Source organism: Micromonospora purpureochromogenes (genome assembly GCF_900091515.1).
GTDB classification, from domain to species: domain Bacteria; phylum Actinomycetota; class Actinomycetes; order Mycobacteriales; family Micromonosporaceae; genus Micromonospora; species Micromonospora purpureochromogenes.
Genome location: NZ_LT607410.1, coordinates 6,061,982 through 6,074,883 on the forward strand (window position 1 = coordinate 6,061,982; position 12,902 = coordinate 6,074,883).

The following is a 12,902-nucleotide window of genomic DNA, read 5'->3' on the forward strand; positions in this document are numbered from 1 at the left end:
GGCCGCCGGATCGGGGCGGCCGGCGAGCGGCGGGCGCGGGGCGTACTCATGCGGGGTTTCCGGCGAGGGCGTCGGCGCGCAGCCGGGCGGCGGCCCGCAGCAGCGCGGCGGCCTCCTCCTGCTCGGGCTCGGGGGCGCGTTCGCCGGTCGCCAGCGCCAGCACTTCGGCGACGGTGGCGGCGGCGCCCAGCGCCTCGCGGACCGGCCGGCCCAGCGCCCCGGTGTGCCCGGCCGCCTCGTTGCGGCAGAAGTACGCCAGCTCGCAACTGGCCAGGCACTCCGGCGCGTAGCGGGCCGGCACGGTGCGCAGGCCCGCGACCAGCGTCGCCGGGTCGGCGGTCGGGTCGGCGGTGAAGTCCGCCGGCACGGTGTCGAGCAGCGCGTCCAGCTTCGCCATCCGGTCGAGCTGCCGGCGCAGCACCAGCAGCTGCTTGCGGACGTCGAGCAGGCTGGCCACCGGCCGGTTGCCGAAGTCCCGCGGGCAGATCAGCACCACATCGTGCGAGACCAGCTCCTCGGCGTGGCCCTCGGCGGCGAGCAGCTCGCGCAGCGCCAGCACGTAGCCGGCGGACTGGATGGCCGCGGCGGCCACCTTCGCCGGGTCGGCCTGCCCGTCGACCACCGGAAAGGACTTGATCTCCACCACGTGGAACCGGCCGCCGAGCCGGGCGGCGACCAGGTCGGGTTCCAGGTGCACCCGCCGGCCGGCGACGTCCAGGCCGAGCAGCGGGTGGTCGAACAACGCCGCCTCCGGCCCCTGGGTGGTCAGCGCCCGGCGGGACCGCTCGTGCCGGTCCGGCAGGTCGTCCGCGCCGCCCAGGTCCGTCCAGCCGGCCCGCTCCGGCACCGGTACGCCGAGCCGCTCGGCGACCAGCCGCAGCAGCTCCGCCCCGCCGTCGGCCTTCACCTGGGCCTCGAAGGCGTTGCCCCGGGTGATGGCGAACCGCGACTGCCCGAAGCGGGCCGGGAAGCCGATCGCCTCCGCCAGCCTCGGCTTGTCCACCCCGGCGCCGTCCAGCACCGCCCGACGGGCGCAGCCCGGGTTACCGGTGAGCGCGGCGATGGTCCGGGCGTTGTGCCGCTTCGGGGGCAGGTCGCCGCGGATCGCGGCCAGGCGCTGCGCGGTGCTCGTCACGATCCGCCAGGATAGGCGCTCAGCGCCGGTTCGGCCGGTACGCGGGCCCGGCGGACCAGCACGGCGGTCGCCACCGCGGCGAGCAGGGCCACGCCGGCCATCACCCAGAGCACGGTGTGCAGGCCGCCGGTGAAGCCGGGGTCGGCGAGCCGGCCGGCGGTGGTGGTGGCCAGCACCGCGCCGACCACCGCGATCGCGACCGTCTCGCTGGCCAGCCGAGCCGTGTTGATCATCCCGGCGCCGGTGGCCGCCCGGTGCGCTGCGACGCTGCCGATCGCCATGGCGTCGAGCAGGCCGATCGACAATCCCACCCCCACGCCGATCGTCAGCAACGGGCCGGCCAGGGCGGCCGTGCCGCTGTCCGGGGCGAGCACGGTGGCCCAGGCGGCGCCCACCGCGACCACCGCCACCGAGGTGACGATCACCGCCGGGGCCGGCACCAGCCGGGTCAGCGCACCGCTGAGCAACGGCAGCACCAGCGTCGGCGCGGTCAGCAGGATGAGCGTGGCGCCGGCCGCGCCGGGGCTCATCCCGACCACCGTGGTCAGGTACGAGGGCAGGTAGACCAGCAGTGGCACCAGCACCGCGACGATGGTGGCCGCCGCCAGGCAGATGCCGAGGAAGCGGGGGCTCGCCAGCAGGGCCAGGTCGAACATCGGCTCGGGCCGCCGGCGTTCCACCCGGACGAAGGCCACCAGCAGGGCCACCGCCGCAGCGAAGGCCGCCACGATCACCGGGGCCGACCAGCCCAGCTCGGGGCCCTGCACGAAACCGAAGATGAGCAGCAGCAGCGCGGCGGTGAAGGTGACCGTTCCGGGCCAGTCGATCCGCCCGGCGTGCGGCTGGCGGGACTCGGGCAGCAGCGGGGTGAGCGCCAGCACCGCCACGGCGGCCAGCGCCGGCGCGGCGAAGACCGCCCGCCAGCCGAACGCGGAGATCAGCAGGCCGGCGATGGAGGGCCCGAAGGCGAGGCCGACGCCGATGGTCGTGCCGAAGATGCTGAACACCCGAGCGCGGGCCCGGCCCGGGAAGGCGTGGGCCAGCAGGGCGGAGGCACTGGTCGCGGCGGCGGCCGCGCCGACGCCGGCCAGCGCGCGCAGCAGGTCGAGCAGCACGATGTTCCCGGCGACCGAGGCGAGCAGCCCGGAGCCGGCGAAGATCGCGACGCCGGTGGCGAAGACCCGGCGCCGGCCGAGCAGGTCCGCCAGCGCCCCGGTGGCCAGCATGAAGCTGGCGAAGGTGGCGTTGTAGCCGTTCACCACCCACTGCACGCCGGCCAGCCCGGCGTCGAGGTCCCGCCCGATGTCCGGCAGCGCGACCGACGCGCCGGTCAGCGAGACCGGCAGCGAGAGGGTGGACAGCAGGACGGCGACCAGCACGACGGCCGGGTGGTTACGCAAAGATTCTCCCCGTTCGGACGGCGGCCCCAGCCTAGAACGCGGAGGTGGGCAGGCATCCGGTACGGGCGGAAGATCACATGGTCAGCGCTCGGCGGACCGGTTCCAGGGTGACCGGGGCGAGCGGGCCCCGGCCAGCGGCCGGCTGCGGCGGCGGTGCCGCCGACGGCCCGGGGTGCAGGGCGGACGGGAGACGGTGTGCACCGGCGCGGGGGCCGGCACGACCGGTTGCCGGCCGATCAGCCAGCAGAGGAAGCGGGCCATTGTCGGGTCAGCCGACCGGGAGGCTGCGGGCCTCGTCCTTGGAGATGCCGTACTCGGCCCCGCAGAACGAGCACTGCTGCACGTAGCGGGTGCGGACCGGGAACAGCGGAATGAAGAAGAGGGTGAACTTCGTCGACCGGCGGGTGATCACCTGCGCGGCCCGGTTGCCGCAGTTGCGGCAGACCGCGGTGACCACGCCGGACCGGTTGACGGACGTGCGCAGTCCGAAGATGAAGAACATCGCCGGCCTGTACCCACGGGAGGGCGCTCACACACCCGTTTTCAGGAAGTGGTTCGTCGCCACGGCCGACGCGCGTCGAGCTGGACGGCGAGCAGCTCCAGGAATTCCCGGAACGGCTCCTCGTCATGCGGGGTGGGCAGCTCGTCGGTCAGCGGGCCGCGATGCCGCCGGGCCCGGGCGATCGCCGCGGCGTAGACGCGCGGACCGGCGCCGAACGACCGGCGCTCGACCATCGCCTCGGCCATCCGGGCGGCGGCTGCGTCGTCCAGCTCAGCGGTGAAGATCAGCCCGTAGAGGATCTGGTTGACGAGACCCTTCCAGTCGTCGCGGGGCATCGCGGTCCTCCTCGGTAACTCCGTCGCCGGTGAGCGGTGCCGATGAGATGATCCACCCGTGTCCGGCCCCGACCCGGTGGACCCGCCGTACCGGCGCATCGGCGAAGAATTTCCGCTCGGCGGTGTCCGGATCCGGGTCCGGCGTTCGTCACCCTGGTGAGAAACCACGACACCGAGGAGCCCGACCGATGAAGTTCATGATGTTCGTCTGCACCGACACCGAGCCGGACACCGACCCGGACGCCGCGCCCGACATCGAGCGGTGGGTGGCCGAGCGGGACGCCCGCGGCCAGCGCCTGGAGGGCAGCGTGCTCGCCCCGCCCTCGGGGGCGACCACGGTCCGGGTACGCGGCGGCGAGCTGCTGCTCAGCGACGGCCCGTTCGCCGAGACCAAGGAGGTCATCGTCGGGTTCGACATCCTGGAGTGCGCCGACCTGGACGAGGCGGTGGAGGTCGCCCGGGCCCACCCGATGGCGTACGGCGGGCGGATCGAGCTGCGCCCCTTCGCCGACCTGGACTGACGCGGGTGGTCGACGCGGCCGACGCGGTGGCGGACGCGGGTGCCGAGGCGTACCCGCGGATCGTCGCCGCGCTGATCCGGGTCACCGGCGACTGGACGCTCGCCGAGGACTGCGCCCAGGAGGCGCTGGCCTCGGCGCTTCAGCGGTGGCCCCGCGACGGCGTGCCCGGCAATCCGGGCGGCTGGCTGATGACGGCCGCCCGGAACCGGGCCGTGGACGTGCTGCGCCGCGCCGAGGTGGAGCGGCGCAGGCTGCGGGACCTGGCCCTGCTGACCGATTTCGAACCGCAGACCGGGACGGAGGGGGACGTGGTGGACGACCGGCTGCGACTGATCTTCACCTGCTGCCACCCGGCCCTGGCCCTGGAGGCACGGGTCGCCCTGACCCTGCGCACGGTGGCCGGGGTGCCCACCGCGGACATCGCCCGCGCCTTCCTGGTGACCGAGTCCACCATGACCCGACGGATCACCCGGGCGAAGACCAGGATCGCCACGGCCGGCATCCCCTACCGGGTGCCGACCGGGCCCGCGCTGGTCGAGCGGCTGCCGGGCGTGCTGGCCGTGCTCTACCTGCTCTTCACCCGGGGGTACGACGCCGACGGCGAGCCCGCCTTCGCCGACGAGGCGATCCGGTTGGCCCGGCTGCTCGACCGGCTGATGCCCGACCAGCCGGAGGTCGCCGGGCTGCGGGCCCTGTTCCTGTTCCAGAACTCGCGCCGCGCCGCCCGCCGCGACGCCGCCGGTGACCTGCTCACCCTCGATGAGCAGGACCGTTCCCGCTGGGACCACGCCGCCATCGTCGAGGGTCTGGCCGCCCTGGACCGCGCCGGCCACGGCCCGTACGCGCTCCAGGCCAGGATCGCCGCCGCGCACGCCACCGCCCCGACCGCCGCCGACACCGACTGGGCCGCCATCGCCGACTGCTACGACGAACTCGCCCGGATCCGGCCCACCCCGGTGATCCGGCTGAACCGGGCGGTGGCGCACGGCTACGCCCACGGTCCAGCGGCAGGGCTGGCCCTGGTCGCCGAGGCCCGCGCGGGCGGCGAGCTCGACGGCTACCCGCCGGCGCTCGCCGCGCAGGCCGAGCTGACCGCCCGCCACGGCGACCCGGTACGCGCCGCCGCGCTGTTCCGCGCCGCCGCCGAGCTGGTCGGCTCCGATCCGGAACGCCGGGCGCTGCTGCGCCGAGCGGGCGAGCTGGACCGCTGACGGCGCGGCCCTGTCCCGTCGGCACCCACCGGGCTCGGGGCCGGTGGGCACCGGCGGGATGGCCGGCGGTCCGACCAGCGCGAAGGTGCCTGCCGGCCGCGAGGCCGTCGGTGATCGACCAGCAGCCGCCCAGGCACACCTGTTGGCCCAACGCAGGAGCAGACGTCACCAGGCCGCCGCCACCGTCACATCGTGTCAGCGAGCCCTTTCGAGCTGATGTCGTAAACGAATCGGGGCTAGCGAGGCGACCACACCGCGGGCCGCCCGGTGCCGGTGCTGGTGCCGGTGCCGGATGAATCGTTTGCGTCATCAGCTCGAAAGGGCACCAACAGCGCCCTTGCCGCCGGCCACACCCGATCACCCGTCCCGCCTGAGGCGCTCGGGCGGGCACCCCCGCACAAGCACGAGCGCCCGGAGCGGCACCCCGCCAGACCACCGCCGGTCGACGCGCCAAGGGGCACGCCGGACCCGGCTCAGGCTGCACGGACGGCGCGGGCCGCACCACCAAGGGTGCGGCCCGCGCCGGTGGAGAGGGCGGGATAGTCAGGCGCCGGTGGGCAGCTCCGCCATCACCCAGATCGGCTGCCAGTCGGCCATCTCGTGGTAGCGGCGCAGCTCGGACAGGCCGGCCACCGACCCGCTCCAGGCCGCGTACGGCGGGTTGCCCTCGTCGAAGCCGCTCTGCACGAAGGTCAGCTTGGTCTTTCCGTCGGACTCGGCCAGCTCCCAGGTGCTGATGCCGGTCGGTCCCCAGTCGATGGACATCCGGTGGTCGGGCTCCAGGTCGACCACCTTGGCCGCGTACCCGGTCTCGAAGCCGCCCATCGCGTACCGGCCGCCGACCCAGGGCTCGATGCCGATCGGGTACCCGAACCAGGCGCTGGCCTGGGCGGAGTCGGTCAGCGACTGCCAGACCCGGTCGACCGGCGCGCCGATCAGCAGCTCGCCGCGCAGGTCGGCGGAGGTGAAGTCGGTCTTCGGCAGCAGCGGTCGCCCCTCCAGGTGCCCGGCGAGGTTGGCGATCGACAGGCTCCACCAGGTCTGGAGCACTCCCCGGATGGTGCCGCCGGCCAGCGCCTCGGCGAAGTTGAAGTGGCTCTGGGTGAGGGTCAACAGGGTGCTGCCCGGGCCCTCGGGCGTCAGGGATATCTCGCTGGTGGTCTCCACTCCGTCGAGGAGCCAGGCGAAGCGCAGCGTGTCCTCGTCGGCGTGCAGCAGGCGCTGGTGCGGCGCGTCGCCCTCCGGCGTGAAGCGGCCCCAGAACTCGTACCGTCGGGGCAGCTCCACCTCGGCGTGCTCGGCGAACCAGACGCGCAGCTCGGCCGGGTCGGTCAGGGCGCGCCGGACGGCCTCGACCGGCGCGGCGAGGCGGGCACCCAGCGTCAACAATTCACTCACGGTCGTCCCCCTTGGGGTAACAGGCCACGGCGAGCTTGAAGGCGTCTCCCTCGGCGCCGCCGTAGCGGGTGAACAGGTCCCGCAGCGTGGACTGCAGGTCGTGCAGGAACTCCTGCCGGCGCTCGGCCGGCACCCGGATCTCGCCGGACACCCCGATGGAGGGCAGCTCCGGCGCGGAGCGGTCGAGGGCGGCGACGTCCGCCTGGACCTCCTCCATCAGGTCGAGCAGGTAGCCCAGGCTGAGCTCGTCCCGGGCCCGGCGCACCCCGCCGACCCGCCCCACCAGGCGGGGCGAGAGCCAGTACGACCGGGCGGCGGCCTGGTAGATGCCCTCGCTGATGCCGCGCACCTTCCGGCTGGACACCTGCTCGACCAGCCCGGCCGCCACCAACTGCTTGACGTGGTAGTAGACGCGCTGCGGCGTCTGCTCCAGCCGGGTGGCGACCTCGGTGCAGGTGCGGGGCTCGGCCAACTGCCGCAGCACCTCGACGCGCTGCGGCTTGAGCAGGACCTCGGCCTGCTCGATCTGCTCCAGGTACATGACGTCTCTCATCGCACAAATGAGCTTGTACGTAAAAACTCTCTTTGTCAATAGAGTCGAGAGAAGCCGCGCCGACTCCGGCGCGGCTCTTCTCGGTTTGGTGGTCAGGGCGTCCAGTCGGGGCGCAGCGGGTACGACGTCTCCCCGGCCGGCCCGTTGCGGGTGGCCAGCACCTGGTGCAGCTGGATCCCGTTGGTCTCGAAGGCCAGCCGGGACCCGGCCATGTAGAGGCCCCACACCCGTGCCGTGCCCTGCCCCACCTCCGAGACGCAGAAGTCCCAGTTCTCGACGAGGTTGCGGCACCAGGCGGCCAGCGTCAGCGCGTAGTGCTGCCGCAGGTTCTCCTCGTGGTGCACCTCCAGCCCCACGTCGTGGATCTCACTGATCAGCCGGCCCGGCCCGGCCAGTTCGCCGTCCGGGAAGACGTACCGGTCGATGAAGGCGCCGGAGCGGTGCGGGGCCCGGTTGTCGGCCCGGGTGATGCAGTGGTTGAGCAGCCGGCCGTCCGGCCGCAGCCGGTCGCGCAGCGCCCCGAAGTACGCCGGGTAGTTGCGCACCCCGATGTGCTCGGTCAGCCCGATCGAGGAGACCACGTCGAACTGCTGCCGCGGGGCGTCCCGGTAGTCCAGGTGGCGCACCTCGGCCAGCTCGGTCAGCCCCTCCCGCTCGATCGCCGCCTGCGCCCACCGCGCCTGCTCCCGGGACAGCGTGACGCCGAGCGCCTTCACGCCGTACTCCCGGGCGGCGTGCCGGACCATGCCGCCCCAGCCGCAGCCCACGTCGAGCAGCCGCATCCCCGGCTTGAGCGCCAGCTTGCCGGCGACCAGGTCGTACTTGGCCGCCTGGGCCTGCTCCAGCGTGTCGCCCGGGCTGTGGAACACCGCGCAGGTGTACGTCATGGACGGACCGAGCACCTTCTCGTAGAAGGCGTTCGAGACGTCGTAGTGGTGTGAGATGGCAGTGCTGTCCCGCAGGCGGGAGTGGCGCAGCCCGTTCATCACCCGCCGCCAGCGCGGCTGCGCCTCCTGCGGCGGGGGCGGCGGGGGCAGCAGCCGCTCCCAGCCCAGCCCGCGCACCAGCGCCAGCCCCTCGGCCAGCGACGGGGTACGCACCCGCAGCTCGTCCTTGAGCACCCGCAACGCCTCGTACGGGTCGCCGGGGTGCACTCCGTGCAACTGGAGGTCGCCGCTGACGTACGCCCGCGCCATGCCCAGGTCACCGGGGGCGGTGAGCAGGTACGTCAGACCACGCTCGGAGCAGATGGACAGGGTGATCCCGCTGTCGGCCGGGCCGATCGCGCTGCCGTCGTACCCGGTGACCCGCACCGGCAGCTCACCGGTGGTCAGCGCCCGGACGACGTCGGCGACGGTGGGGCCGCCGCGCCGGCCCCCGGCCGGCGGTGGTGTGGCGGGGGAACTGCTCGCCCCCTGTTCTCGGTCGGTCAGGCTCATCTTCGTGCAACCGCCTTCTCGTAGAGTCCGGTGAGCCGGTGATCCGGGTCGTAGCGGTCCTTCACGGCGCGCCAGGTCTCCCCGCCGTAGAGCCGGTCGAAGGCCGCCCGGTCGTAGTACGCGTCCGAGTAGAGGGACTTGTGACCACCCATGTCGGACACCGCCCGCTCGATCGAGCGGTTCACGTCGCCGTCGGCCGCACCGTCGGCGATCGGCACACTTCCCCAGAAACCGATGTTGACGTAGGTCTGCCCCGGCCGGAGCGGATACAGCGGCCAGGACCGTGCCGAGCCCGGCCCGGTCGGCTCGCGCAACCGCAGCGGGCAGAGCCAGACCGGGTTCATGCCCACGTTGGCGGCGAACCAGCGGAGGAAGTCGGCGGTGGCCGCCAGCGGGATCTCGACGTCCTGCACCACCCGCTCGCGGGCCGGGCGCCCGCGCCAGCGGTCGATTCGCGCGGCGACCTGGTGCCGGTGTTCCAGCCGGACGAGCCGGTGGTAGAAGTCGCTGCGCCGCCACCGGGCCGGCCAGAGCCGGCGGACCACCGGGTGCTGCACCCCGAACGCCGCCGAGCACCAGAACCAGTCGGTGTCCCAGCGCCAGAGGTAGTCGTGGGAGGTCAGCGCGTCGCGGGTGCGCCGGCGCAGCGACCGGTAGTAGATCTCCTGGCCGGTGTAGTCGCTGAGCTGCGGCGCGTCGTCGGTGAAGGTGCCCAGGGTCAGGTACGCCTCGCCGGGGCTGAACATCACCCCGTCCATCGCGTCGACGGGCTGCCCCTCCCACTCGCCCTTGACGACCACGTCGGCGATCGCCTCGGTCAGCTCCTCGAGCCGGCTGAAGCGCACGTTGCGCAGCGCCACGGCGTGGCGTACGGGCTGGAGCTCGATGCGCAGCCGGGTGGCGTAGCCGAGGCTGCCCAACGAGTTGGGGAAGGCGGCGAAGAGGTCGGCGTGCTCGCCCTCCGGGCGGGCGGTGAGGATCTCGCCCGCGCCGGTGAGCACGTCCATCTCGGTCACCGACTCGTGCGGCAGGCCGTTGCGGAACGAGGTGGACTCGATGCCCAGGCCGGTGACCGCGCCGCCCAGGGTGATCGTGCGCAACTGCGGCACGACCAGCGGCATCAGTCCGTGCGGGAGGGTGGCGTCGACCAGATCCTCGTACGTGCACATGCCCTGCACGTCGGCGGTACCGGCCCGGGGGTCGACCGACAGCACGCCGTCCAGCCCGGACACGTCCAGGCCCGGTGAACTGGTGGCCGCCCGGGGGCGGAACAGATTCGAGGTGCGTTTGGCGAGGCGGACGGGTTCCCCGAGGGGCACCGCGGCGTACGACCGCCGCAACGTGTCCACCGCCAGCTCATGATCACGCAGCGCGCGCATGAGATCACCTTACGCGCCGAACGGCCCGCGCGTGGGATGTCCACGGTGGCCTTTTCGCCACCACCATCGGACGATCCCGTTACGGTGGCGGACGTGCCGTCGCCCGCCCTTGCCGCCCTGGACGCCGCCGGTCTGCCGTACCGGGTGATCCGGCACGGGCCGGTGCGCAGCCTCGCCGAGGCCGCCGCCGCCCGCGGCGTCGCGGTGCCGGACGTGGTGAAGACGATCGTGGTCCGCCGCGGCCCGGACGACCATCTCTTCGTGCTCACCCCGGGCGACCGGGTGATCTCCTGGCCCAAGCTGCGCGCGCTGCTCGGCGTCAACCGGCTCTCGATGCCCGCTGCGGCGGCGGCCCGCGACGCCACCGGCTACGAACGCGGCACGATCACCCCGTTCGGCGCGACCACCGCCTGGCCGGTCGTCGCCGACGAGCGGCTGCGCGCCCGGGAGATCACCCTCGGCGCGGGCGAGCACGGCGTCGCCGTCGCGCTGGACGCCGACGCGGCGATCACCACGCTCGGGGCGACGGTCGCCGACGTGACCGACCCGGATCCGACCCGCTGACCCGCCGCCGACCGGTGGTCGGTCCGGGGGCGGACGGCATAGCGTGGACCCATGCCGAAAGCCGTCTGGAACGACCTGGTGATCGCCGAGAGCGACGACACCGTCCTGGTGGAGGGCAACCACTACTTCCCCCGCAGCGCCCTGCGCGACGACCTGATCCGGGAGTCCGCGACCCACACGTTCTGCCCGTGGAAGGGCACCGCCTCCTACTACACCCTCGAGCACGACGGCCGGACCAGCGCCGACGCCGTCTGGTACTACCCGGACCCGAAGCCCGACGCCGAGATGGTGCGCGACCGGGTGGCGTTCTGGAAGGACGTCACGGTCGTCGACTGAGTCACCGCCGGCCGGGCCGGGTGGCCATCGACCGGTCCGGTGGGTCAGGATTCCCTCATGTCCGTCCCCGACGAACACCACGACCCGGCCGGCACCGTCTACGGCGCCCGCCGGGCCGCCCGACCCGGGCTGCCCCGGGACCCGCTGATGCGGTTCGCGCTGGCCGCCGGGCTGGTCGGCGTACTGGTGGGGGTCTTCTTCGCCACCGGCGTGCTCGGCGGCGGCGACCAGCCGGTGGTGCCGGCGGCGGCCGCCTCCGCGCCTCCGGCTCAGCCGCCGTCGCCGGAGGTCACCGAGCCGGCCGCGACCACCCCCGCCGCGCCCTCGCCGACCGCCGCGCCCACCACCCCGCCCGCACCGGTGGCCGGGCCGAAGGTGTTCCGGGCGGTGGCCTCCGGCCTCTGCGTCGGCACCGACGGCGACGACGAGAAGGCCGCCGCCGAGCTGGCCGCCTGCACCGGCGGGCCGGAACAGCAGTGGGTCGCCAACCCGGTCGCCCCGGACCTGGTCACCCTCACCAACGCGGCGCACGGCCAGTGCCTGGACGTGGAGGGCGGCAGCGGCGACGACGGCGCGAAGCTCCAGCAGTATCCGTGCCACGGGCAGGCCAACCAGCAGTGGCGGCTGACCCCGGTCGGCACCGGCCCGGTGCTGCTGGTGGCGGTGCACTCCGGCAAGTGCGCCGAGGTCGAGGACGGCGGCACCGAGGCCGGCGACGAGATCCGTCAGGTCCCCTGCACCGGCGCCGCCCAGCAGCAGTGGACGGTGGGCTGACCCCTCAGCCCCGGTAGCTCCAGGCCCGGGCCGGCGGCGCCACCACGGGCACCGGCACCGGCACCGGTTCCCGGCGGCGCAGCAGCAGCGAGAGCCCGGCCGCGCCGATCGACAGCGCCCCGGCGACGTACCAGGCCATGGCGTAGTCGCCAAGGCGGTCGCGGACCAGGCCCGCCCCGGTCGCGGCGATCGCCGCGCCGAACTGGTGGGCGGCGAAGACCCAGCCGAAGACCACCGCGCCCGCCGCGCCGAAGTACTCCCGGCACAGCGCGACGGTCGGCGGCACGGTGGCCACCCAGTCCAGGCCGTAGAAGATGATGAAGACCAGCATGCTCGGCTCGGCCGTGCCGGCGAAGAGGCCGGGCAGCACCAGCAGCGACCCGCCGCGCAGCGCGTAGTAGGCGCCGAGCAGCAGCCGGCTGTCCACCCGGTCGGTGAGCCAGCCGGAGGCGATGGTGCCGACGATGTCGAAAAGTCCGACCAGGGCGAGCAGCCCCGCGGCGCTGGTCTCCGGCATCCCGTGGTCGTGTGCGGCCGGCACGAAGTGCGTGCCGACCAGCCCGTTGGTGGTCGCGCCGCAGATCGCGAACCCGCCGGCGAGCAGCCAGAACGGCCGGGTCCGCGCGGCCGAGGCCAGCGCGCCGACCGCCCGGGAGGCGGCGCCGCCGGTCGTCGGCGCGGGCGGCACCACCTCCGCCGCGCCGTAGGCGGGCAGGCCGAGATCCGCCGGGTGTTCCCGGAGCAGCCAGGCCACCAGCGGTACGACCGCCAGCGCCGCCCCGGCGACGACGAGCGCCGCCGTGCGCCACCCGTGGTCGCGGACCAGCACGGCGAGCAGCGGCAGGAAGACCAGTTGCCCGGCCGCCCCGCCGGCGGTCAGCACCCCGGTGACCAGCCCGCGACGGCGGACGAACCAGCGCCCGGTGACCGTGGCCACGAAGGCGAGCGCCATCGAGCCGGTGCCCAGCCCGACGAGCACCCCCCAGCAGAGGATCAGCTGCCAGCTGGCCGTCATGAACACCGTCAGGCCGCTGCCGGCCGCCACCAGCGCCAGCGCGCCGGCCACCACCCGCCGGACGCCGAACCGGTCCATCAGCGCGGCGGCGAACGGCGCGGTCAGCCCGTAGAGCAGCAGGTTGACCGAGACGGCGGCGGAGACGGTGGCCAGCGGCCAGCCGAACTCGGCGTGCAGCGGGTGCAGCAGGACCGAGGGGGTGGCCCGGAAGCCGGCGGCGCCGACCAGCGCGACGAACGCGACGGCGGCGACCAGCCAGGCGGGGTGGAGACGGCGGGTTCGGTTCACGATACGAGTCTCGACGGCGGGCCCGCGGCCGACGAGTGGCCGGAAAGCCATC

General features: G+C 74.2%; 14 protein-coding genes. 5 read left to right on the top strand and 9 right to left on the bottom strand.

Going from position 1 to position 12,902, the window contains the following annotated elements:
• Positions 1-46: 46 nt before the first annotated feature.
• The 4 genes from GA0074696_RS27625 to GA0074696_RS27645 form a co-directional block, all read right to left on the bottom strand.
• Positions 47-1,135 (bottom strand): hypothetical protein, encoded by a 1,089-nt coding sequence (locus tag GA0074696_RS27625; RefSeq protein ID WP_088963786.1) that lies wholly within the window; start codon positions 1,133-1,135, stop codon positions 47-49.
• Positions 1,132-2,535, bottom strand: coding sequence for an MFS transporter (locus GA0074696_RS27630; protein WP_088963787.1), 1,404 nt, complete (start codon positions 2,533-2,535; stop codon positions 1,132-1,134). Before GA0074696_RS27630 ends, GA0074696_RS27625 begins: the two co-directional genes overlap by 4 nt.
• Positions 2,536-2,803: 268 nt before the next feature.
• Complete coding sequence (locus tag GA0074696_RS27640; protein ID WP_088963789.1) at positions 2,804-3,037, bottom strand: zinc-ribbon domain-containing protein; 234 nt, start codon at positions 3,035-3,037, stop codon at positions 2,804-2,806.
• A 41-nt stretch (positions 3,038-3,078) separates the two neighbouring features.
• Complete coding sequence (locus tag GA0074696_RS27645) at positions 3,079-3,372, bottom strand: hypothetical protein (protein WP_088963790.1); 294 nt, start codon at positions 3,370-3,372, stop codon at positions 3,079-3,081.
• Between the two features lie 188 nt (positions 3,373-3,560).
• Between GA0074696_RS27645 and GA0074696_RS27650 the strand changes: the two genes are divergently transcribed.
• Together GA0074696_RS27650 and GA0074696_RS27655 are read left to right on the top strand one after the other, a co-directional pair.
• Positions 3,561-3,893: a YciI family protein gene (locus tag GA0074696_RS27650; protein ID WP_088963791.1), complete on the top strand. Its 333-nt coding sequence runs from the start codon at positions 3,561-3,563 to the stop codon at positions 3,891-3,893.
• A 5-nt stretch (positions 3,894-3,898) separates the two neighbouring features.
• Positions 3,899-5,104 carry an RNA polymerase sigma factor gene (locus GA0074696_RS27655; RefSeq protein ID WP_088963792.1) on the top strand — a complete coding sequence of 402 codons (1,206 nt, stop codon included), beginning with the start codon at positions 3,899-3,901 and terminating at the stop codon, positions 5,102-5,104.
• A 543-nt stretch (positions 5,105-5,647) separates the two neighbouring features.
• On the opposite strand, the gene GA0074696_RS27660 is transcribed toward GA0074696_RS27655, so the two are convergent.
• From GA0074696_RS27660 to GA0074696_RS27675, 4 genes are all read right to left on the bottom strand, one after another.
• Entirely contained in the window at positions 5,648-6,502 is an 855-nt protein-coding gene (locus GA0074696_RS27660) for an SRPBCC family protein (RefSeq protein WP_088963793.1), read from the bottom strand.
• Positions 6,495-7,055, bottom strand: a complete 561-nt coding sequence (locus GA0074696_RS27665) for a winged helix-turn-helix domain-containing protein (protein ID WP_088963794.1) — start codon at positions 7,053-7,055, stop codon at positions 6,495-6,497. Before GA0074696_RS27665 ends, GA0074696_RS27660 begins: the two co-directional genes overlap by 8 nt.
• Before the next feature lie 92 nt (positions 7,056-7,147).
• On the bottom strand, positions 7,148-8,494 hold the full coding sequence (locus GA0074696_RS27670; RefSeq protein ID WP_088963795.1) for a class I SAM-dependent methyltransferase: 1,347 nt from the start codon (positions 8,492-8,494) through the stop codon (positions 7,148-7,150).
• The gene (locus GA0074696_RS27675; protein ID WP_088963796.1) at positions 8,491-9,873 is read right to left on the bottom strand and encodes an FAD-binding oxidoreductase; all 1,383 of its coding nucleotides are present in this window, start codon (positions 9,871-9,873) and stop codon (positions 8,491-8,493) included. The genes GA0074696_RS27670 and GA0074696_RS27675 overlap by 4 nt, the downstream gene beginning before the upstream one ends.
• A 36-nt stretch (positions 9,874-9,909) precedes the next feature.
• Here GA0074696_RS27675 and GA0074696_RS27680 point away from each other — a divergent pair, with 36 nt between their 5' ends.
• Genes GA0074696_RS27680 through GA0074696_RS27690 form a run of 3 tightly spaced genes read left to right on the top strand, consistent with a single transcriptional unit; the run spans position 9,910 to position 11,547 of the window.
• The gene (locus GA0074696_RS27680; RefSeq protein WP_088963797.1) at positions 9,910-10,437 is read left to right on the top strand and encodes an aminoacyl-tRNA deacylase; all 528 of its coding nucleotides are present in this window, start codon (positions 9,910-9,912) and stop codon (positions 10,435-10,437) included.
• A 51-nt stretch (positions 10,438-10,488) separates the two neighbouring features.
• On the top strand, positions 10,489-10,773 hold the full coding sequence (locus tag GA0074696_RS27685) for a DUF427 domain-containing protein (protein WP_088963798.1): 285 nt from the start codon (positions 10,489-10,491) through the stop codon (positions 10,771-10,773).
• Between the two features lie 57 nt (positions 10,774-10,830).
• Positions 10,831-11,547, top strand: coding sequence for an RICIN domain-containing protein (locus tag GA0074696_RS27690; RefSeq protein WP_088963799.1), 717 nt, complete (start codon positions 10,831-10,833; stop codon positions 11,545-11,547).
• Positions 11,548-11,551: 4 nt separating this feature from the next.
• Here GA0074696_RS27690 and GA0074696_RS27695 read toward each other — a convergent pair whose 3' ends face one another.
• A complete protein-coding gene (locus tag GA0074696_RS27695; RefSeq protein WP_088963800.1) occupies positions 11,552-12,901 on the bottom strand; it encodes an MFS transporter in 1,350 nt (449 codons plus the stop codon).
• Between the last annotated feature and the right edge of the window lies 1 nt (position 12,902).